The organism is Microbacterium lacusdiani, from assembly GCF_054779895.1.
This window is the reverse complement of sequence record NZ_BAAGXJ010000006.1, coordinates 144,847-170,993: the sequence shown is the minus strand read 5'-3', so window position 1 is coordinate 170,993 and position 26,147 is coordinate 144,847. Positions and strand designations below refer to the sequence as shown.

The 26,147-nt window shown below is 73.0% G+C and carries 23 protein-coding genes, 2 tRNA genes and 2 pseudogenes; 12 read left to right on the top strand and 15 right to left on the bottom strand.

Annotation, left to right across the window (positions count from 1 at the left end):
• The first annotated feature begins 572 nt into the window (after positions 1 to 572).
• On the top strand, positions 573 to 1,265 hold the full coding sequence (locus ACYVGN_RS07050) for a glycosyltransferase (protein ID WP_460789726.1): 693 nt from the start codon (positions 573 to 575) through the stop codon (positions 1,263 to 1,265).
• A 5-nt stretch (positions 1,266 to 1,270) separates the two neighbouring features.
• Here the strand turns inward: ACYVGN_RS07050 and ACYVGN_RS07045 are convergent, their stop codons facing one another.
• Positions 1,271 to 2,155, bottom strand: a complete 885-nt coding sequence (locus ACYVGN_RS07045) for a LysR family transcriptional regulator (protein WP_460789724.1) — start codon at positions 2,153 to 2,155, stop codon at positions 1,271 to 1,273.
• 115 nt (positions 2,156 to 2,270) lie between these two features.
• Between ACYVGN_RS07045 and ACYVGN_RS07040 the strand changes: the two genes are divergently transcribed.
• Positions 2,271 to 2,945, top strand: a complete 675-nt coding sequence (locus ACYVGN_RS07040) for a type 1 glutamine amidotransferase domain-containing protein (protein ID WP_460789722.1) — start codon at positions 2,271 to 2,273, stop codon at positions 2,943 to 2,945.
• Positions 2,946 to 3,000: 55 nt separating this feature from the next.
• Here ACYVGN_RS07040 and ACYVGN_RS07035 read toward each other — a convergent pair.
• The 4 genes from ACYVGN_RS07035 to galU form a co-directional block, all read right to left on the bottom strand.
• Positions 3,001 to 3,073: transfer RNA gene (locus ACYVGN_RS07035), tRNA-Ala, on the bottom strand.
• A gap of 80 nt (positions 3,074 to 3,153) precedes the next feature.
• The gene (locus tag ACYVGN_RS07030; protein WP_134747266.1) at positions 3,154 to 4,059 is read right to left on the bottom strand and encodes an AAA family ATPase; all 906 of its coding nucleotides are present in this window, start codon (positions 4,057 to 4,059) and stop codon (positions 3,154 to 3,156) included.
• A 315-nt stretch (positions 4,060 to 4,374) separates the two neighbouring features.
• Positions 4,375 to 4,983, bottom strand: a complete 609-nt coding sequence (locus ACYVGN_RS07025) for a GNAT family N-acetyltransferase (RefSeq protein ID WP_055989080.1) — start codon at positions 4,981 to 4,983, stop codon at positions 4,375 to 4,377.
• Positions 4,984 to 5,015: 32 nt separating this feature from the next.
• Positions 5,016 to 5,903, bottom strand: coding sequence for a UTP--glucose-1-phosphate uridylyltransferase GalU (gene galU, locus ACYVGN_RS07020; RefSeq protein ID WP_055989077.1), 888 nt, complete (start codon positions 5,901 to 5,903; stop codon positions 5,016 to 5,018).
• Between the two features lie 67 nt (positions 5,904 to 5,970).
• Between galU and ACYVGN_RS07015 the strand changes: the two genes are divergently transcribed.
• The 3 genes from ACYVGN_RS07015 to mscL all read left to right on the top strand — a co-directional run bounded on the left by ACYVGN_RS07015 (position 5,971) and on the right by mscL (position 7,372).
• Complete coding sequence (locus ACYVGN_RS07015) at positions 5,971 to 6,564, top strand: 5-formyltetrahydrofolate cyclo-ligase (protein WP_460789719.1); 594 nt, start codon at positions 5,971 to 5,973, stop codon at positions 6,562 to 6,564.
• A 69-nt stretch (positions 6,565 to 6,633) separates the two neighbouring features.
• Positions 6,634 to 6,915: an FmdB family zinc ribbon protein gene (locus ACYVGN_RS07010; RefSeq protein WP_460789717.1), complete on the top strand. Its 282-nt coding sequence runs from the start codon at positions 6,634 to 6,636 to the stop codon at positions 6,913 to 6,915.
• Between the two features lie 46 nt (positions 6,916 to 6,961).
• Positions 6,962 to 7,372 (top strand): large conductance mechanosensitive channel protein MscL, encoded by a 411-nt coding sequence (mscL, locus tag ACYVGN_RS07005; protein WP_055989121.1) that lies wholly within the window; start codon positions 6,962 to 6,964, stop codon positions 7,370 to 7,372.
• Between the two features lie 64 nt (positions 7,373 to 7,436).
• Here mscL and ACYVGN_RS07000 read toward each other — a convergent pair whose 3' ends face one another.
• Together ACYVGN_RS07000 and ACYVGN_RS06995 are read right to left on the bottom strand one after the other, a co-directional pair.
• On the bottom strand, positions 7,437 to 7,649 hold the full coding sequence (locus ACYVGN_RS07000; RefSeq protein ID WP_460789715.1) for a hypothetical protein: 213 nt from the start codon (positions 7,647 to 7,649) through the stop codon (positions 7,437 to 7,439).
• Positions 7,646 to 11,293 carry an AAA family ATPase gene (locus ACYVGN_RS06995; protein ID WP_460789740.1) on the bottom strand — a complete coding sequence of 1,216 codons (3,648 nt, stop codon included), beginning with the start codon at positions 11,291 to 11,293 and terminating at the stop codon, positions 7,646 to 7,648. The genes ACYVGN_RS07000 and ACYVGN_RS06995 overlap by 4 nt, the downstream gene beginning before the upstream one ends.
• Before the next feature lie 366 nt (positions 11,294 to 11,659).
• On the opposite strand from ACYVGN_RS06995, the pseudogene ACYVGN_RS06990 reads away from it, so the two are divergent.
• Together ACYVGN_RS06990 and ACYVGN_RS06985 are read left to right on the top strand one after the other, a co-directional pair.
• Positions 11,660 to 12,022: pseudogene (locus tag ACYVGN_RS06990) on the top strand (methylated-DNA--[protein]-cysteine S-methyltransferase); the annotation flags it as partial.
• Between the two features lie 78 nt (positions 12,023 to 12,100).
• Positions 12,101 to 12,739, top strand: coding sequence for a DNA-3-methyladenine glycosylase I (locus ACYVGN_RS06985; protein WP_460789738.1), 639 nt, complete (start codon positions 12,101 to 12,103; stop codon positions 12,737 to 12,739).
• A gap of 80 nt (positions 12,740 to 12,819) precedes the next feature.
• On the opposite strand, the gene ACYVGN_RS06980 is transcribed toward ACYVGN_RS06985, so the two are convergent.
• Together ACYVGN_RS06980 and ACYVGN_RS06975 are read right to left on the bottom strand one after the other, a co-directional pair.
• Positions 12,820 to 14,427 carry a solute symporter family protein gene (locus ACYVGN_RS06980; protein ID WP_460789713.1) on the bottom strand — a complete coding sequence of 536 codons (1,608 nt, stop codon included), beginning with the start codon at positions 14,425 to 14,427 and terminating at the stop codon, positions 12,820 to 12,822.
• Positions 14,424 to 14,792 carry a DUF485 domain-containing protein gene (locus ACYVGN_RS06975; protein WP_460789736.1) on the bottom strand — a complete coding sequence of 123 codons (369 nt, stop codon included), beginning with the start codon at positions 14,790 to 14,792 and terminating at the stop codon, positions 14,424 to 14,426. The genes ACYVGN_RS06980 and ACYVGN_RS06975 overlap by 4 nt, the downstream gene beginning before the upstream one ends.
• A gap of 119 nt (positions 14,793 to 14,911) precedes the next feature.
• On the opposite strand from ACYVGN_RS06975, the gene ACYVGN_RS06970 reads away from it, so the two are divergent.
• The 5 genes from ACYVGN_RS06970 (at position 14,912) to ACYVGN_RS06950 (ending at position 17,451) form a co-directional block, all read left to right on the top strand.
• Complete coding sequence (locus ACYVGN_RS06970; RefSeq protein ID WP_460789711.1) at positions 14,912 to 15,775, top strand: helix-turn-helix transcriptional regulator; 864 nt, start codon at positions 14,912 to 14,914, stop codon at positions 15,773 to 15,775.
• Between the two features lie 96 nt (positions 15,776 to 15,871).
• Positions 15,872 to 16,219, top strand: coding sequence for a histone-like nucleoid-structuring protein Lsr2 (locus tag ACYVGN_RS06965; RefSeq protein ID WP_460789709.1), 348 nt, complete (start codon positions 15,872 to 15,874; stop codon positions 16,217 to 16,219).
• Positions 16,220 to 16,356: 137 nt separating this feature from the next.
• Positions 16,357 to 16,638 carry a Fe-S cluster assembly protein HesB gene (locus ACYVGN_RS06960; RefSeq protein ID WP_134745863.1) on the top strand — a complete coding sequence of 94 codons (282 nt, stop codon included), beginning with the start codon at positions 16,357 to 16,359 and terminating at the stop codon, positions 16,636 to 16,638.
• A gap of 104 nt (positions 16,639 to 16,742) precedes the next feature.
• Positions 16,743 to 16,817, top strand: a tRNA-Arg gene (locus tag ACYVGN_RS06955).
• A gap of 46 nt (positions 16,818 to 16,863) precedes the next feature.
• Positions 16,864 to 17,451, top strand: coding sequence for a hypothetical protein (locus ACYVGN_RS06950; RefSeq protein WP_460789707.1), 588 nt, complete (start codon positions 16,864 to 16,866; stop codon positions 17,449 to 17,451).
• Here the strand turns inward: ACYVGN_RS06950 and ACYVGN_RS06945 are convergent.
• The 6 genes and pseudogenes from ACYVGN_RS06945 to ACYVGN_RS06920 form a co-directional block, all read right to left on the bottom strand.
• The gene (locus tag ACYVGN_RS06945) at positions 17,408 to 18,718 is read right to left on the bottom strand and encodes a M1 family metallopeptidase (protein ID WP_460789734.1); all 1,311 of its coding nucleotides are present in this window, start codon (positions 18,716 to 18,718) and stop codon (positions 17,408 to 17,410) included. The two genes, ACYVGN_RS06950 and ACYVGN_RS06945, sit on opposite strands and share 44 nt — an antisense overlap.
• A gap of 44 nt (positions 18,719 to 18,762) precedes the next feature.
• A pseudogene (locus ACYVGN_RS06940) lies at positions 18,763 to 22,552 on the bottom strand (Pls/PosA family non-ribosomal peptide synthetase).
• Between the two features lie 7 nt (positions 22,553 to 22,559).
• On the bottom strand, positions 22,560 to 23,258 hold the full coding sequence (locus ACYVGN_RS06935) for a hypothetical protein (RefSeq protein ID WP_460789705.1): 699 nt from the start codon (positions 23,256 to 23,258) through the stop codon (positions 22,560 to 22,562).
• Between the two features lie 119 nt (positions 23,259 to 23,377).
• Complete coding sequence (locus ACYVGN_RS06930) at positions 23,378 to 23,875, bottom strand: HNH endonuclease (RefSeq protein WP_460789703.1); 498 nt, start codon at positions 23,873 to 23,875, stop codon at positions 23,378 to 23,380.
• Between the two features lie 358 nt (positions 23,876 to 24,233).
• A complete protein-coding gene (locus ACYVGN_RS06925; RefSeq protein ID WP_460789701.1) occupies positions 24,234 to 25,037 on the bottom strand; it encodes a M23 family metallopeptidase in 804 nt (267 codons plus the stop codon).
• 338 nt (positions 25,038 to 25,375) lie between these two features.
• Complete coding sequence (locus ACYVGN_RS06920; RefSeq protein WP_055989002.1) at positions 25,376 to 26,083, bottom strand: metal-dependent transcriptional regulator; 708 nt, start codon at positions 26,081 to 26,083, stop codon at positions 25,376 to 25,378.
• Positions 26,084 to 26,147 lie beyond the last annotated feature (64 nt).

Genomic DNA, 26,147 nt, shown 5'->3' with positions numbered 1-26,147 from the left:
GAGTTTGATGCTGACCAAAAACGGATGTCAAAACTGACTTCCAAAATTGATCCAAAGGAATCTCGCAACCGACCAAAAAGGCAGGTTGCCGAGGTTATTTGGCATTTGACAAGTGCACGCTGTTGAGTTCTCAAGGATCGGATGCTCCCAGCCCTGCGACTCCCGCCGCAGCCCTCCGGGGCAACTTCTCTATCTTACCGCTCGCTCTCTCGCTGTCAAATCGACACTCCGTGTCGCTGTGACCGCAGAGCGGGCAGCAATCCCACGCCAGTCGCACCCGTTCCGGGTGGTTCTGTCGTGGAGTTCGTCGTCGACCTGGGGTGGGAGCCTTCCGGCTCAACCTCACCGCTTGGCGGCGACAAGGGAATACATTACGTGGATCCCGGGGGCGGGGCAAACCCGGCCATCCCCCGGGCGTGTCGCACCGTCCCCGCCCCGGCTCAGGCTCTCCCGCGCCCCGTAGCGGCGATGCCGTCAGGCCGCCGAGGGGCCCGTAGGGCGTGACTGTAGCGACGGCTCGCACCGCTCGGAAGCCCCTCGGCGGCGGGCCCGCACCGCGTTACGGTCGCTCCGTGAGCGATGCGCCCGCGAGGATCCCGGTCGTGATGTGCACCTGGCGGCGGCCGGAGTACTTCCGCCGCACCCTGCGCGCCCTGGCGGCGCAGTCCGACGTGTCCGTCGAGCTCCACGTGTGGAACAACAACCCCGCCATCTCCGAGCAGCTGGAGGCTGCCGCCGCCGAGGGCCCGCTCCCCGTGCGCTTCCACCACAGCCCCGAGAACATCGGGGGCTTCGGCCGCTTCCACCTGGCCCGCGAGCTCGCCCCGTCCCATCCGCACGTCGTGTTCATCGACGACGACCAGCTGTTCGGCCCGCGCACGATCCGCACGCTGGTCGGCGAGGCGCGGCCGCGCACCGCGACGGGATGGTGGGCGTACCGCTTCCTGTTCCCACCGCACTACTGGCTCCGGGTGCCCGTGCGACGCGGCCGGCGGGCGCAGTACCTCGGCACCTGCGGGATGATCATCGACACGTCGGTCTTCCTCGACGACCGCGTGTTCGAGTGCCCGGACCGGTTCCGGTTCGTCGAGGACGTCTGGCTCAGCTACGTCGCCCAGCACCTCATGGGATGGACGCTCCGCCGGTCCCGAGCGACCTTCTGGTTCATCCCCGACACCCGCAACCAGTTCGCCCGGCTCATTCGAGAGAAGTACGAGTTCCTGCGGTATCTCACGGCGCGCGGCTGGCTGCAGAGGCCCGGCTGACCGGTCTAGTTCAGGGCGTCGATCACCGCACGCGTCACGGCCGCCCGCACGCGTTCCACGTGCGGGGCGGGTGCTCCCGACCGGCGGACCAGGAACAGGGTGTTGATCGGCGGGTCGTCGCTCGGGTGCAGGTCGACCAGCAGTCCGCTCGCCAGGACCTCGCGGCAGGCGTGCAGCGGAAGCGCCGTGGCGCCGGCGCCCGCGAGCGCGGCCTCGCGCAGCGCGCGCAGGTCGGGGAACGTGAGCGCTGGCTCTCGCTCGAGGCGCGCGCCGAAGACGTGGCGCCAGTACCGGCGCAGGATGGGCACGTCGTGTGCGTAGGCCAGCAGCGGCACCGCTCCGAGATCGTCCGCGGACGCGACCGGCGTCGGCACCACCCCGGGTGCGGCCACGAGGATGAACGTCTCGTCCGTGACGGGCGTCGCGAGCACCGAGCGTCCGCGCGGTCGCTCGGAGGCCACCACGAGGTCGAGCACCCCCGCGCGCAGGCTGTCGACCAGGGCGCCGCTCGACCCCGGGACGACCTGCAGCCGCACCCCCGCGGCGACCAGGGGCGCGAGCGCCGGGACGACGACCTCGGCCAGGAGATCCGCCGCTCCCCCGAGCCGCACCGGTGGATGCGGCCCGTCGTCACCCGCGCCGGCGCCGCCGATCGCCTCGGCGACCGCCGCGAACGGACCGGCGAGGCGTGCCGCGAGCTCGTCGGCGCGGGGCGTGGGTGTGACGCCTCGCGCGCTCCGCTCGAACAGCCGCTCGCCCAGGACCTCCTCGAGCGACCTGAGCTGCGCGGTCACGGCCGGCTGGGTGAGGCCGAGCGTGCGCGCGGCGCCGGACAGCGATCCCGACGCGTGCACGGCGAGGAACGCGCGCCACAGCGGAAGGCGATCCAACCCATCAGCAGATCTATGACCCATATCGCGAAGCTATCGGAAGAGCGGGGGTCGCGGTGCGTTGTGACGGATGCGGCGCCCGCCCGGACGTCGCATCCCACGTTGGAGGAGAGACATGTCCACCGTCCTTTTCGTCGTCACCGGCGCCCGCTCCTGGACGCTGTCCGACGGCACCTCGCACCCCACCGGCTACTGGGCCGAGGAGCTCCTGACGCCCTACCGCCTGCTGACCGACGCCGGCCACGAGGTCGTCTTCGCGACGCCGGGCGGCGTGGCGCCGGTCGCCGACGAGGGCTCCCTCGCCGCAGACGAGGATGCCCGGGACGCGCTCGCGGCGATCGAGGGCCTGCAGGCGCCGCGCCGGCTCGACGACATCGACCTGGCCGCGTTCGACGCGGTGTTCTACCCCGGTGGCCACGGCCCCATGGAGGACCTCGCGTCGGATCCGACGTCGGGGGCGCTCCTCGCCGAGGCGCTCGAGACCGACAAGCCCCTCGCCCTCGTGTGCCACGGGCTCGCCGCCCTGCTTGCCGCGCGGCGTGAGGACGGCTCCCTCACCGCGGAGGGCCGGAAGGTCGCGGCCTTCACCGACGAGGAGGAGCGTCAGGGCGGGCTCGCCGACAAGGCACCCTGGCTTCTCGAGAGCACGCTGCGCGCGCAGGGCGTGCGGGTCGAGGCTGCCGAGCCCTGGGCGGATCACGTCGTGGAGGATGGCGCGCTGGTGTCGGGGCAGAACCCGCAGTCATCCGCGTCGGTCGCCCGCGCACTCCTCGGCCGCCTGAGCGCGTAGTCCCGTCGGCAATGACAGAAGGCCCCGCCATGCGGCGGGGCCTTCTGCGTTCCGGTGGACCCAGGGGGATTCGAACCCCCGACCTTCTCATTGCGAACGAGACGCGCTACCAACTGCGCCATGGGCCCGTGAACCTCGGACTACATTACCAGACCCGGCGGGCGCTCCCGCACATCGGCCGGAACCGTCGGGCGCGCCGCGACGGGCGTCAGGCCGTGGCGCGGCGCGCGAGCAGTTCGCGCACGTGCGCCTCGATCTCGGCGTCGTCGACGTACCCCATCCCCGCGAACGGCGATGCCGCCGCGGCGGGACGAGCGGTCTCGATGGGGACGGGCGCGGGGCGCAGCTGCTCGGCGCGGGCGCGCAGCGCCTCCTCCTGCGCCGCGCGGCGCAACGCCTCGCGCGCGTCACGCTCGGCGCGGGCCGCCTGCGCGCGGGATCCGCTCGTGGTCGACAGCGGCGCGGGAAGCGGACGCGGGACCCATCCCCGATCCGCCTCGTCGATGAGCGTGCCGGGCGCCGAGCGGCGAACGGACTGCACGACCGGCGGCGCGACCACCCGGCGGGCCGCCCGAGCCTGGACCGCGGCCATCCGCTGCAGCACGAGAGCCCCGGTCATCGCGGCGCCGACGCCGAGTGACAGCCACAGCGCTCCCCCTCCGGCGAGGAGCGCCCAGGCGCCGAAGCCGGCGCCGGCGAGCCCGGTGAGCGAGAGCGCGGTCGCGACGAGGCGCACGCGGCGTCGGGCCTTCGCCTGACGGACCGCCGGCGTGGACCGCTGGCGGGCGAGCTCCATCCGCTGCCGCTCGAGCGCGACGAGATCCTTCTCGGCCTGCAGGCGCGCCTGCTCGACGCTCAGCCTCGTGCGCTCGGCCTGGAGCCGGCGGGCGAGCTTCTGCTTGGCGGCGGCCTCGCGCGCGGTCAGCTCGACGCGCACCTCCTCGGGCGTCTCGCTCGTCTCGGCCAGCACCCGCAGGGCCTGGTTCAGCCGCACGGCATTGCGCTCGGCCGCGTTGTACTGCATGCGGCTCTGCCAGGTGGGCAGCAGGTACACGAGCCAGAGCAGCACGGCGACGGCGACGACCACGCCTCCGCCCAGCAGCTGCCCATCCATGCGACCCACGGTAGGGGACGCGCCGCCGCCCGCCCCGCAGGCCGCGGGCGTGTCCGGTCACCCACGGGCATGTCCCGCCGCGCACCCGCCCGCCGTTTCGTCTCCGCTTCGCTCCGCTCAACGACCGGAGGGTGTCCCCCGCCACTCAATGACCGGGGGGCGGTACGCCGACCGTCGTGCGAGCCGCAGGCGAGCGTGCTGCGGATGCGGCCCGCGCGCGAAGCGCGCCCTCACGCCTCACTGGAGCGTCAGCGACAGTGGTCGAGCGGCGAGCGGCACCGCTTGCGGTGCCCGAGCCGATCGACGGGGCGTGAGTCAGGAGATGTCCGCCGCATGCTGGGGCGCGCGTCCGGCGAGCCAGCGCTGCAGCACGCCCTCCGGCACCTCCTCGGCCGTGAGCGCGAACGCGTAGTGGTCGCGCCAGTCGCCGTCGATGTGGATGTACCGGCGGCGCAGGCCCTCGTACCGGAAGCCGAGCTTCTGCACGACGCGCAGGCTCGCGGCGTTCTCGGGACGGATGCAGATCTCCATCCGGTGCAGCTGCAGCTCGGTGAAGCACACGTCGGTCGCGAGCGCGACCGCGGTCGGCGTGACGCCGCGCCCGGCGAACCGCTCGCTGACCCAGTAGCCGATCGTGGCCGACGACAGCGATCCGCGCGCGATCCCCCACACGTTGAGCTGACCGGCGATCTCGCCGTCGTACTCCATGACGAAGGGCACGCCCTGGCCGTCGCGGTACTGCTGCAGCAGTCGGCGGATGCTGCCGCGCATGTCGAGCGGCGCCGGGCCGCCGGGGCTCGTCGCCTCCCAGGGCCGCAGCCATGAGCGGTTCGTCACGAGCTCGTGCTGCAGCACGCGGGCGTCCCGGGAACGGACGAGCCGGATGGAGATCGGCCCGTGCTGGCGCGGGGCGAGACCGTCCATCCGGCTCCTCGTGGTCGAAACGGCGGGCACGCTCAGAGCGACGCCGCGAACTCCTTGAACCACGGGCGCAGCTCGGGGCCGAGGTCGGCCCGGTCGGCGGCGAGGCGCATGATGGCCTTGATGTAGTCGACGCGGTCGCCCGTGTCGTAGCGACGACCGCGGAACACGACGCCGTAGACGCCGGGGCCCTCGGGGTCGGCCGCGACCTCCTGCAGCGCGTCCGTGAGCTGGATCTCGCCGCCCTTGCCGGGCTGCGTGCGCTCCAGGACCGGGAAGATCTCCGGGGTGAGCACATAGCGGCCGATGATGGCGAGGTTGGACGGCGCGTCCTCCTTCGCGGGCTTCTCGACCAGGCCCTTCACCTTCACGACGTCGTCGGTGTCGGTGGCCTCGACGTCGGCGCAGCCGTACATGTGGATGCTGTCGGGGTCGACCTCCATGAGGGCGATGACCATGGCGCCGCGCTTGGCCTGCTCGTCGATCATCGTCGTGAGCAGCTCGTCCCGCTCGTCGATCAGGTCGTCGCCGAGCATGACCGCGAACGGCGCGCTGCCGACGTGCGCCTGGGCGCGCAGCACCGCGTGCCCCAGGCCCTTGGGCTCGCCCTGGCGGACGAAGTGGATGTCGGCGAGGTCGCTCGACGCCTGCACGCGCTCCAGGCGGGCCTGGTCGCCCTTGTCCATCAGCTTGGTCTCGAGCTCGGGGACCGAGTCGAAGTGGTTGGCGAGCGCGTTCTTGTTGCGCCCGATGATCATGAGCACATCGCGGATGCCGGCGGCCACCGCCTCCTCGACGACGTACTGGATGGCCGGCTTGTCGACGACCGGCAGCATCTCCTTGGGAGTGGCCTTGGTCGCCGGGAGGAAGCGCGTGCCCAGTCCGGCCGCGGGGATGACTGCCTTGATCTGCGGGGGATGCATTCCCTCATCGTATGCGACGACCCGTTATCCGCCCGTGATCCCGGGGCGCTCCCCGTATGATCGCGGCATGACGGACACGCTGGATCAGGCCAAGCGCGCACTCCGCGCCGAACTCCGCGAGCGACGTCAGCTCCTCTCCGACGCGCAGCGCGAAGCCGCCGGCGAGGGGATCCGGGCTCAGCTCGAGGCCCTCGTGGCGCGGCTCGGCGCACGCAGCGTGTCCTGCTTCCTCTCCTCCCCCACGGAGCCCGGCACGCGGGGGTTCATCCGCTGGGCCATGTCGCACGGCATCCGGGTGCTGCTCCCCGTGATGCGCGAGGACGGCCTGCTCGACTGGACGGTCGCCTCCCCGGGCGGCGAGGAGGTCGAGACGGCGCTCGGCGTGCCGGAGGCCGTCGGCGATCTGCTCGGCCCGATCGCGGTGAACGACGTGGACGTCATGCTCATCCCGGCCGCGGCCGTCGATCGGACCGGGATGCGGATGGGATGGGGTCGCGGGTACTTCGACAAGACGCTGGGCTCGATGGACCGGCGCCCGCCGGTCTACGCGGTCATCTATGATTCGGAACTGGTCGACAGCGTGCCGCGGGACGTGCACGACCAGCCGGTCTCCGGGGTCGTCACCCCGACGCGCACCCTGGATCTGCCGGCCGACCGCTGATCCGCCTCGCCCCCGGCGAGCGGGTCACGCGCACCCAGACACCCACCACCGATCGCCACCCGAGGTCGCATGCCCACCTATGCCTATGCCTGCAAGTCGTGCGGGCACCGTTTCGACGCCGTCCAGTCCTTCAGCGAGCCGTCGCTGACCGAGTGCCCCGAGTGCGGCGGCGCGCTGCGCAAGCAGTACGGATCCATCGGAGTGACGTTCAACGGCGGCGGCTTCTACCGCACCGATTCGCGGAACGCCGGGGCGCGCGACACGCAGGGCGCTTCCTCGGGCGGTGCTGGCACTTCCCCTGCCCCTGCGGCATCATCTAAGCCGGAGACGACGCCCGCATCGGGCGCGTGACTCCGAGACCATGACGCCGGAACGACCGGCACATAAGGGGGACCACATGATCCAGGGCTTCAAGGACTTCATCACTCGCGGCAACGTGATCGACCTCGCGGTCGCCGTGATCATCGGCGCGGCGTTCACCGCCATCGTGACCGCTGTCGTCGACAACCTCGTCAACCCGCTGATCGGCGCGCTCGTGCCGTCCGGCAACCTCGCCGAGTGGGTCATCCCGATCCCCGGCATCTTCGCCACGGCCAACTTCGGCATCGGCGCGATCATCTCGGCGATCATCAACTTCCTCGCCGTGGCGGCCGTCGTGTACTTCCTGCTCATCGTCCCGATGAACAAGATGGCCGAGCGCCGCGCCGCCCGCCTGGGCGTGCAGGAGGAGCCGGAGCCCGCCGCTCCGACCCAGGAGGAGCTGCTCGCGGAGATCCGCGACCTGCTCGCCGCCCGCAACCAGGCCTGATCCGCTCAGACCGCTCACGAGAGGCCCGCCCGATCCTCAGGATCGGGCGGGCCTCTCGTCTTCGTCAGTAGTGCGGCGGGACGTCGCGGCGCAGGCGCTCGTCGTTCGGGCCGCGGCCCTCCTCCGCGGGCTTCGCGGGCGCCGGCTCCTCCCCGCGCAGCGTCGCCTCGGCCTCGGAGTCGCTGAGCGTGCCCTCGACCGGCGTCAGCTTTGCGCGGCGCGCGCCGCGCACGCGCACGATCCGCTGCCGCGGCTCCTCGTCCGATCCGCCGGTCACGGCTGGGTGTCGAGCGGCTGCGTGTCGCCGTCCGCGCGCTGCGCCTCGGGCGAGACGCCCAGCACCGCGGCGATCCGCTCGGCCACGGCCGCCGGGTCGCTGTACAGGTCGAACGCGTGCACGCGCACGTAGTGCCACCCGAGGCGCCGCAGCACGTGCGGCCGCAGGCGCAGCGACTCGCGCAGGGACTCGCCGCGCGACTCCGGGTCGGACTCGACCACGACCGCCTTGCCGGCGTGCTGCGCGACCAGCGGCAGCAGGCCCCGGTAGTCCACGTCGACCGCGACGCCGAGACGGCGAAGCTCGCGGGCGAGCGCCAGCGTGAGCGGGTCGGCGAGGTCCTCGAGACGCGCCTCGCGACCGCGCGCGGCGATGCCGCCGAGGATGCCCATCAGCGTCGCGGCGCCGTGCTCCAGGCGTCCCTCGTCGAACGCCGAGGGCCGGATCGACGACACGATCACCATCGAGCGGCGCGCGCGGGTCATGCCGACCGTGAGAAGGCGCTCGCCGTCGGGGGTCGAGAGGTCGCCGAAGTCGCTGAGCACCCGGCCGTGCTTCGTGAGGCCGTAGCCGAGCGAGAAGATCACGCGGTCGCGGCTCTCGGCCGTGGCCTCCTCGAGGGTCAGCACCGCGAGCGGCTCGGCGGTCTCGCGGGCCACGAAGTCGGCGACGTCCGCGCGGCCGGCGAACGCCTCCATGACGGCGGCGCGCACGCGCTCGGCGTGGCGGCGGCTCGCGGTGACGACCATGAGCGACTCCGTGGGCCGGTTGATCGCGTGCTCCACGACGAGCGTCACCACGCGCGCGACCTCGGCATCCGGGCTCTCGACCGAGCCGGTGACCGGGTCCGGCGTGCCGGAGCCGCCCTCGACGTAGTCCACCGACAGGCTGCCGCGCCCGAGGTAGGAGCCGGCCCACGGCAGGGAGACGATCTCGCCCCCGTAGAACGCGTCGTTCACGAGCTCGGCGAGGTCCTCACCGCCCGCCCGGTAGCTGCGGGTGAGCGTCTCGACCGGAAGCACCTCGGCGAGCGTCTCGAACAGGCTGTCGTGGTCGACCGCCGCGTCCTCGGCCGGCTCGCCCGTCGCGGCGACGACGAACGGCGTCGGGCGCTGCGTCACGGGGTCGCCGAACGCGACCACCTGACGCGCGCGGCGGATGGCCGGAACCGCCTCCGTGAGACCGATCGCCCCGGCGTCCGCGACGAGCACGACGTCGAAGGCGGGCTCATCCGGGATCGACGGCACATCGTACGGCGAGGCGATCCACACGGGCGCGAGCGTGCGCGCCAGGGTCGGGGCGGCCGCCGCGAGGCCGGCCGGCGTGATCTCGCCCTGGGTCAGGGCGCGGCGCAGGGCCGCCGATTCCTCGGGCTCGTCGACGATGCCGATCCGCCACTGCGCGGCCAGCTGCCACGCGAGGAGAGGGCCGGAGGCCGCCGCGTGCGCCTCGTCCACGAGCCGGAAGTCGCGCTCGAGGCGGTCGACGACCGACGTGTTGGCACCCAGCAGCGCGCGGTCGTTCTGCAGGAGGTGCTCGAGCACCGACTGCCACCAGGCGAACTCGAGCTCGTCGCCCACGCGCGCCTCGTCGACGTGACGCACGGACAGCTCCGTGAGCAGGGGCTCCAGGCCCAGGCGCGCGAGCTCGGTGCGCAGCTCGGCGCGCTCCACGATGTTGTCGAACACGTCGGACTCGGCGGCGAGCCCGGCGATCGTGCGCACGAGCCGCTGCACGGGCATCGCTGCCAGGCGCGTGCCGCGGCCCAGCGCGCCGTCGAGATCCGTCAGCTCGGCCTCGACCCGCTGCCACTCGACCTGGACGTCGGCCAGGCCCAGCGGGATGTCGGGGATGGTGCCGACGTCGACGAGCTTCTGCCACTGCGCGCGCTGGTGCTGGATGCGCACGAGCGCGTCGTGCATGTCGGCGATGTGGACGCCCGGGCGCAGGTACTCCTTCGCCAGGCGCTTGAGGCGGCGGCGCGCGGCGCCGGTCATGTTCTGCGACTCGCGACGCGGGCCGTAGGCGCGGATCATGTCGGCGAGCGGGCGCTCGAACACGGTGGGGCTGAAGCGGTCGAGCGAGTCGCGGATGCCGTGCAGCAGGCGCAGGAACTCGCCGAGCTCGTCGATCGTCGTGAACGGCCGCATGTGCGTCTGAGCGATGAGCTCGTAGCCGCGCTCGAGCAGGTCGGGGACGCTCTTGCGGTGCAGCTTGCCCGCGAGCTCGTGCGCGCGCCGCGCCTCCTCGGTCGTGGCGAAGGTCACGCCGTACCAGGGCGAGTCGTCGGGACCGATCTTGAACTCGCCGAGTCGCGCCGCGAGAGCGAGCGTGGACGCCGCCTGCCGGCGGTCCCCGGCGAGCGCCTCGAGCGCCCGGATGCCCAGGCGCGCCGAGGTCGACGGCGGCTCGGGCAGGTTCGCGAGCTTGGTGAGCGCGCGCGTCGCATCCAGCACGGAGACGCCGAGGCGGTCGTGCGTGCGGGTCAGCGCGCGACGGTAGTCGCGCAGCACATTGCGCAGCCGCACCAGGGCGTCGTCGATCTCGGCGACCTTGGGCTGCGTGGCCTTCTCGTTGCGGCCGATCGCGCGGATGAGGTCGCGCCGCAGATCCGCGGGCGAGACCGCCAGCCCGTCCAGGCCGATGCCCGACAGGCGGTGGCGCACGCCGTCGAGCGTCGAACGGCGCGCGCTGACGACGAGGACGCGCTTGCCGGCGCGCACGAGCGATCCGATCGCGTTGATCACGGTCTGGGTGCCGCCCGTGCCGGGCAGCGTGTGGACCACGAGGGACTGGCCGGCCGCGATGCGCGCGAGCACCGCCTCCTGCTCCGCGTCGGCGTCGAGCAGCAGCGTGTCGGCCGCGGGCGCCCGCTCGTCGGGGCTCGTCACGACCGGGGCGGCCGCGTCGGCGTCCAGCGCCGCGAAGTCCTCGGGGTGCCCCGCGAGCGCGTTCAGCAGCGGGTGGTCCAGGCGCCTCAGGTCGCGGGCCATCGCGCTGCCGACGTCGGCGAAGGTCGAGACGACCAGGCGGGGCTTGACCGTGAAGGTGTCGACGTGGGCGGCGGCCGCCCGGAGCCGGTCGATCACGGGCTGCGGCTTGAACACGCCCTCGCCGTACGCGAGCGCCGCGAGCGCCTCGCCGTCGAGGTCGATGCCGAAGTGGTCGCGCGCCGCGCGGACCAGCTCGGGGTTCACGTGGAAGCGGCCGTGCAGCTTCAGCTCGAAGTCGGAGTGGTGGCGCCGGATGGCGAGCGGACGCAGCAGCACCGGAGCGGCGAACTCCTCGCCGCCGATGCTCCACACGGCCATGCCGACCGCCAGGCGCACGGCGTCGATGCCGCGCACCGTGCGCAGCTCGAGGTGCTTCGCCGTGATGCGCTCGGCGGCGATGCGCGCGGTGCGCAGCGCGACCTCGTCGCGGAACAGGTTCGACAGCAGCGTCGACTTGCCCGTGATGAACTGCGGGAGGCTCCCGGGGTGCGCGCGCGTGATGTCGATGCCCGCCTCGGCGTCTCCGCCCAGCGGGTAGTGCAGCAGCGGCGACGGCCCGCCGAGGTCGCCCGCGACGATCCGCATGCGCTCGCGCTCGGGGTCCGCCACGTGCGCGATCACCGCCCCGGGCTCGGCCACGCCGAGATCCATGGGCGTCACGATCGCGCCCGTGTCTGCCACGGTGTCGTCGACCGCGGCGCTGCCTTCTGCTCGCCACACGTGAGCCAGGGTAGGCGCGCGCGGAGGGATCGACGCGGCGTGCCGCGGAGTTTCGCCGGATTGGGCCGGGCCTCCCGGTGGGCGGCGTCCCGCTCGTCCACATGCGTCACTTCCGCCCCGCCCGTCTCACAGCAGCTGCGGGGGGCCGCCGGTGTCGCCGGACCCGGCCAGGATGGGAGCGTGACCCTCCGCTACGACCTGATCCCGACCCCCGTCGGCACCGCGATCGCCGTGCTGTCCGACGCGGGCCTTCTCGCGCTGCGGGTCACGAGCGACGACACCCGCTGGGCGCTCGAGATGCTCGCGCGCGAGCAGGGGGTCGTCCCCGATCGGGCCCCCGGCTCCGCCGATCCGCTCCGCGCGCAGCTCGAGGAGTACTTCGACGGCGAGCGCATGGCCTTCGACGTCGATCTCGACTGGGGCCTGACGCGCGGCTTCGCCCGCGAGGCCCTGCAGGCCGTGTGCGACATCCCCTACGGCGAGACCGCGAGCTACGGCGAGGTCGCCGCGCGCGCGGGCCGCCCCGGCGCGCATCGGGCGGTCGGCACCGCGTGCCGGACCACGCCGTTCTCGCTCGTCGTGCCCGTGCACCGCGTCGTGCGCGCCGACGGCTCGCTCGGCGAGTACGGATCGGATCCCGGCGCCAAGCGCTTCCTGGTCGACCTCGAGCGCCGTGCGAGCGGCGCCGCGTCCGCCGTCATCCCACCCGCCCCCCCCCGCCCTGAGGAGCCGACGCCCATGACCGACACCGCTCCGCCGCCCGCATCCGCATCGGCCGCCTCGCAGACCGACGACCTCGTCACGGGGGCGGACGGGCTGACCCGGCCGCTGTGGGCCGCCCGCGATCCGCTCATGCAGGCGTACTACGACACCGAATGGGGCATGCCGATCCGGGACGAGCAGGGCCTGTTCGAGCGCCTCAGCCTGGAGGGCTTCCAGTCCGGGCTGTCGTGGGCGACCATCCTCCGCAAGCGGCCCGCCTTCCGGGCGGCGTTCGCGGGATTCGATCCGGATGCGGTGGCCGCGTTCGGCGAGGCCGACCTCGAGCGCCTCATGGCCGACGCCGGCATCGTGCGCAACCGCGCGAAGATCCTCGCGACGATCGGCAACGCCCGCGCGACCGTGGCGCTGCGGTCCGACGGCGGCCTGGCGGACCTGGTGTGGAGCTTCCGCCCCGCGCAGACCCCGGCGCCGCGCAGCTATGCCGAGATCCCCTCGTCGTCGCCCGAGTCGGTCGCGCTGTCCAAGGAGCTCAAGCGCCGCGGCTTCCGGTTCGTGGGGCCGACCACGATGTTCGCGCTGATGGAGGCCGTGGGCATCGTCGACACGCATCTCGTGGGCAGCCACCGTCGCGGCACCAGCGGCGTGTGGACCTGACGACGGGGGCCGGAGACCACCGAGCGCCGACCCGGGGCGTGTAGGCCGCCCCGAGCCGGCGCTCGGCTCCCCCTCCGCTTCTAGTGGTGCACCGCCTTCTCGGCGCCGTGGCCGGTGAGCGATCGCACCTCCATCTCGGCCGCGAGCCGCGGGTCCTCCGCGCCCTTGGGCGTCGTGATCGACCCGAGCCAGCCGAGCAGGAACCCGACCGGGATCGAGACGATGCCCGGGTTGCTCAGCGGCCAGATCGCGACGCCGGTCTCGCCGAACACGCTCGTGGGCGTGCCCCAGAACACGGGCGAGAGCGCGATCAGGATGATCGCGGCCGCCAGACCGCCGTACATGCTCCACACGGCTCCGCGCGTGGTGAAGCCGCGCCAGAACAGCGAGTACAGGATGGTCGGCAGGTTGGCCGACGCGGCGATCGCGAACGCGAGCGCCACGAGGAAGGCCACGTTCTGACCCAGCACCGCGATGCCGCCGATGATCGCGAGGGCGCCGATCACCAGGATCGTCACGTTCGCGACCTTGCGCTCCTGACCCTCCGTGGCGGTGCCGCGCTTGATCACGCCGTTGTAGATGTCGTGCGAGAACGACGCGGCGGCCGTGATGGTCAGGCCGGCGACCACCGCCAGGATCGTGGCGAACGCGACGGCCGAGATGATGCCCATGAGCACCGCACCGCCGAGCGCCTGCGCGAGCAGAGGCGCCGCCGAGTTCACGCCGCCGGGCGCCGCGAGGATCGTCTCCTCGCCGACGAGCGCGCCGGCGCCGTAGCCGAGCACCAGCGTCAGCAGGTAGAACAGGCCGATCAGCCAGATCGCCCATACGACCGAGCGGCGCGCCTCCTTGGCCGTCGGCACGGTGTAGAAGCGCATCAGGACGTGCGGCAGGCCCGCCGTGCCCAGCACGAGCGCCAGACCGAGCGACAGGAAGTCGATCGGGTTCTTGTACTGCAGGCCGGGAGCCAGGGTCGCCTCGCCGTCGGGCGAGGCCTGCACAGCCGCGCCGAGCAGCGTGTTGAAGTCGAACCCGTGGATGACCAGCACCCACAGCGCCATCAGGATCGCACCGCCGATGAGGAGGAACGCCTTCACGATCTGCACCCAGGTGGTGCCCTTCATGCCGCCGATGAGCACGTAGCCCACCATCAGGACGCCGACCACCGTGACGACCGCCGCGGTGCCGACCTTGTCGCTGACGCCGAGGAGCAGCGACACCAGCCCGCCCGCGCCCGCCATCTGCGCGAGCAGGTAGAAGAAGCACACCGTGAGGGTGCTGATGGCGGCCGCCATGCGCACGGGGCGCTGCTTGAGCCGGAAGGAGAGCACGTCGGCCATCGTGAACTTTCCGGTGTTGCGCATCAGCTCCGCGACCAGCAGAAGGGCGACGAGCCAGGCCACAAGGAAGCCGATCGAATACAGGAATCCGTCGTATCCGTTCACGGCGATCGCGCCGACGATGCCGAGGAAGGACGCCGCCGACAGATAGTCACCGGCGATCGCGAAGCCGTTCTGCGGCCCCGAGAACGAGCGCCCGCCCGCGTAGAAGTCCGCCGCCGACTTGTTGTTGCGCGACGCGCGGATGACGATGAACAGCGTCACCGCGACGAACGCCCCGAAGATCGCGATGTTCAGGACGGGATTGTTCTCCGCGGCCGGTGCGGCCGCCGCAAAGACCGCGTTCATGCGCCCGCCTCCTGCTTCTCGAGGTCCTCACGGATGGCCGACGACTGCGGGTCGAGCCGCTTGTTCGCGAACGACACGTACGCCATCGTGATCGCGAACGTGGTGACGAACTGCCCGAGTCCGATCAGCAGACCCACGTTGACATCGCCGAACACCTTCTGCGCCATGAATCCGGGCGCCCATCCGGCGAGCAGGACGTACACGAAGTACCAGATCAGGAAGAACGCGGCGAGCGGGAACACGAAGCCGCGGTGTGCGCGCTTCAGCTCCCGGAATCGGGGCGAATCCTCCACCGCGATGTAATCGATGCGTCCCTTCGCGGGCGCACCGGTGGGCGTTTCTGTCACGAGGCCTCCTTGCCACATGTCGAGAACCGCGGCGCTGCGTCGCGCCGCGAACGGCCCTGCGCGCACGCGGAGCCGGTGATAGGTTCGACGCTACGAAAGACGGGGAAGGCCCGTCACCCCCGAAAGTAGGTAGCCGGTTGACCCTGCCGCAGCAGCTCGCCGACGACCGCCGACTGGTCGCGGACGCCGTGGTCGAGCTGTCCCGCCGCACCCGCTTCCCCGTCGCCTTCGGGGGCCTGGTCGAGGGCGGCGTCGCGCGCATGACCGCCTTCCACGGCACCCACACCGATTCCCTCGAGGGGCTCGCCGTCCAGCTGGAGCGCGGCCTCGGCGGACGCGCCATGATCGAGCTGCGCCCGCGCATGACCGGCGACTACCGCACGGCGCGCCAGATCACGCACGATTACGACGGCTACATCCTGGGCGAGGGGATCCGCACCCTGATGGCGGCGCCGATCGTGGTCGACGGTCGCGCGCGCGGCGTGCTCTACGGAGGCGCGTGGGGCGACCGGAACATCGGAGGAGTGGCGGCCGCGCCGGCCGTGCGCGTCGCCGAGGAGGTCGCCGCGGAGCTGAGCCGGCGCGACGAGACCCGACGACCCGCGACCGACGGGACCGCGGCGGATCACCCCGGCGCGCTGGCGCCGCAGCAGCGGGAGGAGCTGCGCGAGAGCTACGCCGAGCTGCGGGCGATCGCCTCCGCGATCGACGACCCCGCCATCCGGGCCCGGCTCGCCGACGTGGAGCGCCGGCTCGCCGCGCTCTCCGGCGACGCCCACACGACGCGACTCGAGCCCGTTCCCGAGGTGCGCCTGTCGCCGCGCGAGGTGGACGTGCTCGCGCGCGCCGCGCTGGGCGAGACGAATGCGCAGATCGGCGCGCTTCTCGGCCTGCGCGAGGGAACCGTCAAGGCATATCTGGGCGCGGCGATGGCGAAACTCGATGCCTCGACGCGCCATGCCGCGGTCGCGCGAGCACGGAAATGGGGCCTGCTTCCTTAGCAGATTCCGCCTTTCGCGGCGGAATATCCACATCCCCCCCTGATGGGCACTTCTCTCCGGTGTGAAATGCCCATCGCGAGCATTATCATCTCAGGCATGGCCCGAAAAATCGTTCACCAGCTCGTCGATGACATCGACGGCACCGTCCTCGAGCCCGGAGAAGGCGAGACCGTCCTGTTCTCGCTCGACGGCAAGAGCTACGAGATCGACCTCACCGCAGACAACGCCCAGGCTCTGCGCGACGATTTCGCGAAATACATTTCGGCCGCGCGCCGCATGTCGTCCGGTTCGTCGTCGAGCTCGGCTCCCGCGCGCGGACGTCGTCGAGGCGGTCAGACTGATTACGCCCCTATTCGTGAGTGGGCCAAGAAAAACGGATACTCGATCTCGGAGCGCGGCCGCGTTCCCGCCAACATCATCGAGGCATACGAAGCGGCGAACTGACCGCACGCCTCATTTCCTTTTGTCCCACTGACGCCCGACGTCGCATACAGGTGTGTATCGCCTGGACGTCGGGCGTCAGCCTTGCAATCGGCTCCCATTCTCGGAATCGTGGCCGGTCCCGAGGGAAGGAGAGCCAGATGCTCACGCTCACCGAGAACGCCGCGGACGCGGTTCGCACCATCGTGCAGCAGACGCCGGACGCCGCGACCGCCGGTCTTCGCATCCAGGGCACGAGCGCGTCGGCCGAGGGCTACGCCCTGACGCTCGCGCCGTCGCCGGAGCAGGGTGACACCGTCATCGAGAACGGCGACGCCCGCGTGTTCCTCGAGCAGGTCGCCGCCAACGAGCTCGACGACAAGGTGCTCGACGCGCAGGTCACCCAGGAGGGCGTCCGCTTCGCCCTCGCACTGCAGCAGTAGCGCGCCGACAGACGCGCAGACGCGGCGCCGCCCGGATCCGTCCAGGCGGCGCCGCGTCGCGTCTCCGGGCCCGGCCGAGCGCACCCCGTAGACTGGACGGGCCAGCCTCTGTAGCTCAATGGAAGAGCAGTTCCGTCCTAAGGAAACGGTTGGGGGTTCGAGTCCCTCCAGGGGCACCAGCGATCGCCGCGAGTGCCGTTGGCACCGCCCGCCCCGGGAGCGCGCATGTCCGACATCCGGCAGCTCGGGCCCGTGCTGATCGCCTGGGACGACGTCGGCGAGATGGAGACCCGCTCCCGCGCCGGCGACCGGCTGCTCGCGGATCTGATCCGCCGGGTCGCCCCCGGGGCGGACGAGCGCGTCGCGCGGCGCTGCGCGCGCTGCGGCGGGCACGACCACGGCGCGCCGCGGGCCCTCGCCGCCCCCGTGGCTGTCGCCCTTGCATACGCGGGCGCGACGATCGTGGCCGCCGCCGCGCACGCGCGGGATGCGGACTCGCTGGGCGTGGACGTCGAGCGAGGCGCCGCCGGCTCCGTGCTCGACGACCTCGCTCCCCTGTTCGCCCCGCTGCCGCCCCCGGACCTGCGCGGCTGGACCCGGATCGAGGCCGTGCTCAAGACTGACGGACGCGGGCTGCGGGTCCCTCCGGGCGAACTGGCGGTCTCGAGCGTCGCGGGAGACCGTCTGCCCGGATCGGCGCTCGCGCGCGTCCCGGGGCGCCCGGACGCGATCGAGGTCGCGGACGGGCCCGCGCCGGAGGGGTGCGTCGTCAGCGTGGCGCTGGCGCTCCCCCGGCGGGGAGCGACGGGCTGATCGGCGCGGGCGGCGCGTGCGAGCCGCCCTTGGGCAGCCGCGGCAGCTCCTCGTCGTCCAGCCAGGCCCGGAGCATCTCCACGACCGCGGGGCCGGCCGTCTCCTCGCACAGGCGCAGGAAGTCGGCGGTCTTGGCGGTGCCGTCCCGGTGTGCGGCCGTCCACGCGCGCAGGATGCCGAAGAACGCGTCGTCGCCGACCGTGAGCCGCAGCGCGTGCAGCGTCAGCGCCCCGCGCTTGTACACGCGGTCGTCGAACATCCGGTCCGCGCCGGGGTCCGACAGCACCAGGTCCTGCGGCTCGTGCGCGAGCTGCGCGTGGTGGGCCAGGGCGAGGCCGTGCGCATCCGGACCGCCGGACCGCTCCGACCAGATCCACTCCGCGTAGCAGGCGAAGCCCTCGTTGAGCCAGATGTCGCGCCAGCGGTGCACTCCCACGCTGTTGCCGAACCACTGGTGCGCGAGCTCGTGGGCGATCAGCCGCTCGAGCCCGCCCCGGCCGTCGATGTTCGCTCCGAACACGGCCATGCCCTGCGCCTCGAGGGGGATCTCGAGATCGTCCTCGGTGACCACGACCGTGTAGCCGGGCAGCGGGTACGGGCCGAACGCGTCCTCGAACGCGGCCATCATGCGCGGCAGGTCCGCGAAGTCGGCGTCCACGCGGGCCTCGATCGCGCGCGGATACAGGATCGCGCCCCGCACCGCCCCGAGCGCGACGTCGCGGCGCGCGTACCGGCCGATGTGCAGCGCCACCAGGTAGGTCGGGGTCGGCACGGCGAGCTCGAAGCGCCAGGTGCGGCGGCCGCGCCGCGTCTCGGGCGTCGTCGGCTCGCCCGCGACGACCGTGTACTCCGGGCCGGTCGTGATCTCGATCCGGTACGTGGCCTTGTCGCGCGGCAGGTCGTTGCACGGGAACCAGGTCGGGGCGCCGGTCGGCTGCGAGGCGACGAGCACGCCGTCGGCCAGCTCCTCCCACCCGAGCGCGCCCCAGCGGGTCGAGCGCGGGCGCGGCGAGCCGGCGTACGAGATCGCGATCGTGAACGTCTCGCCCGCCTCCAGCGCCCGGGCGAAGCTCACCTTCAGCCGCCCGTCGGACTGGCGGTGCGTGACGTCCATCCCCCGCGTGGCCTTCACGCGCGACGCGCGCAGCCCGATCAGGTCGAGCGAGATCGACCGGGCGCGGTCGCGCACACGGCCGCTGAGCGTGGCCGTGCCGGACAGCCGGTTGGCGCCCACGCGGTAGTCGAGCACGAGGTCGTAGTGGTCGATGCGGACGTTCGGGTCGCCGCTGCGCGGCGTTTAGGCGTCGGGCTTCACGGCGTCGCCCCGGAGGGTCGCTCCACCGCCTGGTACGCGCGCACCTTGACCGCGCGCCACGGGCCGATCGGGTTGCCGCTCCAGCGGCTGGCGGCCGGCACGGACTCGCCGCGCATCACGAGCGACGCGGGGCCGACGGTCGCGGCCGCGGCGATCGTCGCGGCGGGCAGGATCACGCTGTGCGGCCCCAGCGTGGCGCCGGGCTCCAGCGTGACCGTGTCGATGCTCATCACCCGATCATGGAACAGATGCGTCTGCACGACGCACCCGCGGTTCACCGTGGCGCCGTCGCCGAGTGAGACGAGGTCGGGCTCCGGCAGCCAGTAGCTGTCGGTCCACACGCCGCGTCCGATCCGCGCGCCGAGCGAGCGGAGCCAGACCGCGAGCGCCGGCGTGCCCGCCGCCGCGTTCGCGAACCACGGCGCCGCGAGCATCTCGGTGAACGTGTCGGCGACCTCGGTCCGCCACACGAAGCTCGACCACAGCGGATGCTCGCCCGCCCGGATGGCGCCCACGAACGTCCACTTCGCGATCGTCGTGACGGCCGCGGCGAGCGCGCCCGCCGCCAGCAGGACGACGCCGGACAGGAGGAACGCGCCGAGCACTCCCACGACGGAGATGAGCCAGGCCAGGGTCAGCATGACCGCGACGCCGAGCGCGCACGTGACGACCACGGGGGCACGAAGCGGCACAGCTCCCACAGGGCGCGCGCCACCCGCAGCGAGGTGCGCGGGCGGTAGGTGCGCTCGAGGTCGGCCTCGTTCACGACCCGGCGCAGGCGCACAGCGGGCGATCCGAGCCACGACGAGCCCGCCTTCGCCTTCTCGGGCGCGACCGAGAGCACGGCCACCAGGGCGTCCTTGGGCACGCGGTGCCCCGCGCCCGCCAGGCCCGAGTTCCCGAGGAACGCGCGCTTTCCGATCCGCGCGGCCGCGAGGCGCATCCAGCCGCCCCGCAGCTCGTACGTCGCGACCATGGTGTCGTCGGCGAGGAACGCTCCGTCGTCGATCGTCGTCATCGACGGGATGAGCAGGACCGTGGAGGCCTCCACCTCGCGCCCCACGCGGGCGCCGAGCAGCCCCAGCCACACGGGCGTGAACAGGCTGGAGTAGATCGGGAACAGGAGCGTGCGGGCCGAGTCGAGAAGGCGCTCGACCGTCCACGCCTGCCACGCGACCCGGCTGCGGACCGGGGGCACGCCCTCGGTCAGGCCGATCGACAGGAGCCGCACGAGCGCGAGCACCCCGCCCGCGAAGGCGACCCCCGCCGCGAGCACCGCCGGCACGAGCCACAGCAGGATGCCCGGGATGGCATCGGCGAGCGACGGGGCGCCGCGGAATCCGGCCGAGAGCACGAGACCGCCGACGGCGAACGCCGCGAACGGCAGGAGCCCCAGCACGAGCGACGACGCCGCGTACGCCCACAGCCAGCGGCGCGGCGCCGCGGGCCGGCTCGCGGCGAACGGCTCGGAGACGCCGCCCACCCGGACCGCGGGCGAGCCCGCCCAGCGCTGCCCCGCCCTGACGCGCCCGAACACCGCAGAGCCGGGGGCCACCTCGGCGCCGCGGCCGATCCGCGCGCCCGGCGCGAGCGTGCTGCGCGATCCGATCGTGGCGCCGGCCCCGATCCGCACCCCGCCGATGCGCACGGTGTCGCCGTCGATCCAGTACCCGCTGAGGTCGACCTCCGGCTCGATCGCCGCCCCCGCGCCGACCTGAAGCATGCCCGTGACGGGCGGCAGCGTGTGCAGGTCCACGCCCTCGCCGATGCGGGCGCCGAGCGCGCGGGCGTAGGTCACCCACGGGGCGCCCGCGAGGCCGACGGGGTCGATCTGGTGCGCGATCTGCTCGGCCAGCCAGAGGCGCAGGTGCACGCCGCCGCCGCGCGGGTAGTCGCCGAGCCGGACGCCCCCGAGCAGCAGGCGGGCGGCCGCCGCGGCGATCGCCATCCGCCCGAACGGCGTCGCGAACACGAGGATGCCCAGCAGGATCGCCCACCACGGCGCGTCCGGGAGCACCTCGAACCCCGGCAGCAGCTGCAGGATCCAGCTCGCCGCGAGCAGCCACACGATCCACCGCGCGCCGCTCAGGGCGAGCAGCGGCGCGCCCAGGAGGGTCTGCACCCACTGCATGCGCCGCGGGGTCGGGTGTGCGATGCGCGCGACGTCGTGCGGCTCGTCCGTCGACTCGGCCTCGACCGCGGCGGCCATCTGCCCCAGTCGCGGCAGATCGTAGACGTCGGCCATCGTGAACTCGGGCGCGCGCGCCCGGATGCGCGAGACGAGCTGCGCGGCCGCGAGCGACCCGCCTCCGAGCTGGAAGAAGTCGGCGGACTCGTCGGCGGGCCGGATCCCGAGCACGCCGAGCCACTCATCACGGCCAGGACCGGGATGAGCGGCGCCGGCAGCGTCTCGGCGAGCTCCGCGCGCGCGATCTGCCGGTCGAACCCGTCCACCGGGACGACGTAGCCGACCAGCAGCGGTACGCCGCCCTCCGTGCGCTGCACGACCACGGTGGCCGCCGACACCGCCGTGAGGGCCTGCAGCGCGGACTCCACCTCGCCGAGCTCGATCCGGCGCCCGCCGATCTTCACCTGGTCGTCGGCCCGCCCCTGGAACACCAGGCCGGCGGCGTCCGCGCGGACGAGGTCGCCCGAACGATACGCGCGCTCCCACCCCAGGGCGGGCATCGGGGCGTACTTCTCGGCGTCCTTCGCCGGATCCAGATAGCGCGCCAGGCCCACGCCGCCGATGATGAGCTCGCCGACCTCGCCCTCCGCGACCGGGCTGCCCTCGGCGTCCACCACCGCGAGCGCCCAGCCGTCGAGCGGCAGGCCGATGCGCACCGGCTCCCCCGCCGCGAGCGCGTCCGCATCCATCAGGGCCGCGCAGGCCACGACCGTGGCCTCCGTGGGACCGTACGTGTTCCAGACCTCGCGCTCGTCGCTCGCGAGGCGCGCCGCCAGCTCGGGCGGCAGCGCCTCGCCGCCGAAGATCAGCAGCCGCAGGTTCTCGATCGCGTCCTGAGGCCACAGCGCGGCGAGGGTCGGGACCGTCGAGACCACCGTGATCCCGTGCCCGACCAGCCAGGGCCCGAGGTCCTCCCCGGAGCGGACCAGCGCGCGCGGGGCCGGCACGAGGCAGGCTCCGTGGCGCCAGGCGAGCCACATCTCCTCGCACGACGCGTCGAACGCCACGGACAGGCCCGCGAGCACGCGGTCACCCGGTCCGAGCGGGGCGCTCTGCAGGAACAGGCGGGCCTCGGCGTCGACGAACGCCGCGGCGGACCGGTGCGAGACCGCGACGCCCTTCGGCACGCCCGTCGATCCCGACGTGAAGATGATCCAGGCGTCGTCCTCGGTCGTGGGCGGCGCGACCACCGCGGTGGCGTGGGTGGCCGGATGCGGATCCTCGCCCGCGAACAGCGCGCCGGCTCCGGCGGCCGCATCCGCCGCGGCGTCGGCGGCCCGATACTCTCCGCCCGGCCCGACCACGCCGCGCACGGCGGCGTCGCCGAACACCAGATCCGCCCACTCCTGCGGGTCGTCGGCGTCGACGGGCACGTAGGCGGCGCCCGCCGCCATGACGCCGAGGATCGCGATGTACAGCTCGCGGTCGCCCGACGGCATCCGCACGCCGACGCGGTCGCCGCGCCGCACGCCTTCGTCCTCGAGCGCCGAGGCCTCGGGGTGGCGCTGCGCGGTCTCGCGCAGGATGTCGATCAGCGTCCGGGCGGGCGGCGTCGCGCCGCTCCGGTTCAGGGGACCGGCGGCCTCTGCGGTGAGCACGCGCGCGTCAGGAGAGCAGCTCGAGGAGCTGCGCCTTGGTCAGGCGCGAGTACCCGGTGCGCTGCTCTGCGCGGGCCCTCGCGCGCAGCTCGGCGACCGTGAGCGACGAGAGGTCGGACGCGTCGAACGGCGCCACGGCCGCCTTCGGCGCCCGCCTCCGCGGCGCGGGCTCGTTCGCCACCGCCGGGGCGGGGGCGCCGATCGTGGCGAGGTCCTCGACGTCGGCCGGCGGCGCCTCCTCCACCGGCGCCTCGGGCACCTCGGGGGCCGCGGTGGCCTCGGCGGCCTCGGCGGCCTCGGCGGCCGCGGCCGACGAGACCTCGACCGCGGGCGGCTCCTCATGCACCGGTCGCGCCTCGCGCGCCTCCGCGCGCCTGCGGGCCTTCTCGACGAGCTTCGCCGCCGCCTTCTTCTCCGCAGCCTTCTCGGCGGCCCTGCGCGCGGCGAGCCTCGCCTCAACCTTGCCGGTCGCCTTCACGAGCGCGGCCAGGGCGGCCGTCGCCGCCTTCTCGACCTTGCGCGGCTTGCGCGCGACCTTCTTCTTCGAGACGTCGGCCACGGCGGCGGCCTCCTCGGCGAGCGAGCGCAGCTTGTTCGCGTCCTTCCTCGGCAGCGTCCTGCTGAGCTTCTTCGCGCCCTTCGCGGCGTCGGCGGCGGCCGCGACCGCCGACTCCGCCGCCTTCTCGGTCTTGGTCTTCTTCGCCACGATCGGCCCCTCCCTCTCAGGTCCCGAGGATCGCGCGCCGTGCGCGGCCGCAGAGTCTACCGGCCACCGGGAAACGGCAGGAGAACGGCCGCGTCATCAGGCGGCTCGATCCCGAGATCTCAGGCCGCGAGGGCGAGGTAGGGCTCCCAACGCGGGTCCGCGCGCTCGGCGCCGCGCACGCTCCACGCCGTGCCGTGCGGCGGCCTCGGCGTGATGCGCAGCTCCCACCCCATCTCCTGCGGCGTGCGATCGCTCTTGATGTTGTTGCAGCGCAGGCAGCAGGCCGCCAGGTTCTCCCATGAGTCGGCGCCGCCGCGCGAGCGGGGCAGGATGTGGTCGATGGTCGACGCCGGCTTCGCGCAGTACGCGCACCGGTACGCGTCGCGGCGCAGCACGCCCCGGCGCGTGACCGGGGTGCGCCGCGAGACCGGCACCCGCACGTAGCGGGTGAGCACGATCACCGCGGGGCGGTCGTACGAGGCGCGGGTGCCCCAGACGGGCTCCTCCGCGTCGTGTTCGATGACGGTCGCCTTCTCGTTCATCACGAGCACCAGGGCCCGCTTGAACGACACCACGGCGAGGGGCTCGTAGCCCGCATTCAGCACCAGCGTGCGCATCTGCATCCTCTCGATGGGTCCCGGACGGCTTCCGGGCTCTCGAACATCTGCCGCGTCGCGGGGCTCAGGGATGTGTAGAGACGAAAAAAGGCGCTGTCACGCAGACAGCGCCTTCTCCACCGCGGTGTGACCGCGGCCCGTGTGCACACGATGCCGAAGGACGTAACGCCCGAGCGCATCCATGGTGCGGATGCGAGGTATTCGCTCCATCGGCTTCTCCCTTCGTCCCTCTCGGCGACGGGATCAGGGTAGCCCACGCGGGTGAGCCGTGCGCCGAACGCACGGTGAATTCCTGCGTGTCGCGCAGACGACGAGAGCCCCGGCGGATGCCGGGGCTCTCGAGGACGCGGGGGTCCGGTCAGATGGGGAGGACGTTGACCGGGTCGACCAGGCCGCCGTTGATGCGCACCTCGATGTGGAGGTGGTTGGCGGTCGAGCGGCCGGTGGTGCCGACGTAGCCGATGATCTGGCCGGCCGAGACCGTCTGGCCGGGGCTCACGGCGATCGAGCTCATGTGGGCGTTGCGGACCTCCACGGACGAGCCGTTGACGTTTCCGACGAACGTGACCAGGTTGCCGTAGGCGCCCGAGTAGCCGGCCGTCACGACGCTGCCGGAGGCGACCGCGTAGATCGGGGTGCCGGCGGGGCTCACCATGTCGGTGCCCTGGTGGGCGCCGCCCACCGAGCGGCTGATGTAGTACGAGCCGCCGGGCAGGGGCGAGCCGAAGCTGCCGTTGAAGACCGGGGCGGCCGCGCTGGCGACCGACGGGGCCGAGGCGACCGAGGCGCTCGAGGACTGGGCCTTCGCGGCGGCGGCAGCGGCGGCCTTGGCGGCCTCCGCCTGCTCCTTGGCCCGCTCGGCCGCGGCGCGCTCGGCCTCGGCCTTGGCGATCTCCTCGGGGGTCGTGGCGGCGTAGCTCGAGCCGGTCAGCTCGGGCGACTCGACCTCGGAGGCGACGACGAGCGACTGGGCCTCGCCGGCGGCGACGTCGTGGATGGTGACGGCCTCGGTGTCGGACTGGATCGCCGCGTAGGCCGGGAAGGCCACGCCGGCGATCAGGGCGCCGACCGCGGCGACGGTGCCGATGGCCCGCAGGGGACCGACGCGGGGCTTGCCGGCGCGACGCGCCTCACGCTCGGCGCGACGGATGGTCGATCGCACGGAGCGGGCGCTTGCGGGACGGGACGGGACGAGAGAGGTGGGGGCGTCGGAGTCGGCCACGGGCACGACGGCAGACGAACGGGTCTCGGACAAATCTGTTCCTCCATCACCTTGCGGTTCGGGTCCGCCGGCTCGTCAGCACTGGTTTGTCGGGGCACGCAGTGTGCGATCCGTGGAAACGACGAGCCGTTGAGGCGATTTCCCACGGAGCAACCCAAGGAGGGTGCCTTGGGTATCCCCCGACCATACGGGAAAGTAACGGAATTGTCACGCTCGGATCGGCATCCGACCCTGCGGATCCCCGGAGAGTGGGGCGAAGCGGCTTGGCGCCCCCGGAATCATGCGGAGACGCGGTCGTCCACGAGGAAGATGTGCGAGGCCACCTCGACCGGGAGCTCGAGGCCCTCCTCGCGGTCGCCCATGTGGACGAGCACGTAGCCCTCGCTGTACCGGTACTGGCCCTCGGCCCCGGGGACCACGCCGGCCTCGCGCAGCTGCTGCAGCAGGTCGGGATCGACCTGCGCCGGCTCCGCCAGGCGGCGCACCGTGCCGCGGATGGGGCCGCCCTCCGCGTCGAGGCGCTTGACGAGGCCGACCACGCCTTCCTCGAACGTGTGCGCGGCGGGGCCGCCGAGCTGATCCAGGCCGGGGATGGGGTTGCCGTACGGCGACTCCGTGGGGTGGCCGAGCAGCTCGACCAGGCGGCGCTCCACCTGCTCGCTCATGACGTGCTCCCAGCGGCAGGCCTCCTCGTGGACGTACGCCCAGTCCAGTCCGATCACGTCGGACAGCAGGCGCTCCGCGAGGCGGTGCTTGCGCATCACGTCCACGGCCTTCTGCCGCCCGGCGTCGGTCAGCTCGAGGCGGCGGTCCTCGCCCACGACGACCAGGCCGTCGCGCTCCATCCGGCCGACGGTCTGCGAGACCGTGGGGCCCGAGTGACCCAGTCGCTCCGAGATGCGCGCCCGCAGCGGCACGATGTTCTCCTCCTCGAGCTCGAGGATCGTGCGGAGATACATCTCGGTGGTGTCGATCAGGTCGGTCATGGGAGCCCCGTCAGCTGGCAGCGGTGTCGCGATACTCAGGCCATCCTAACCAGCCGTCACCTGG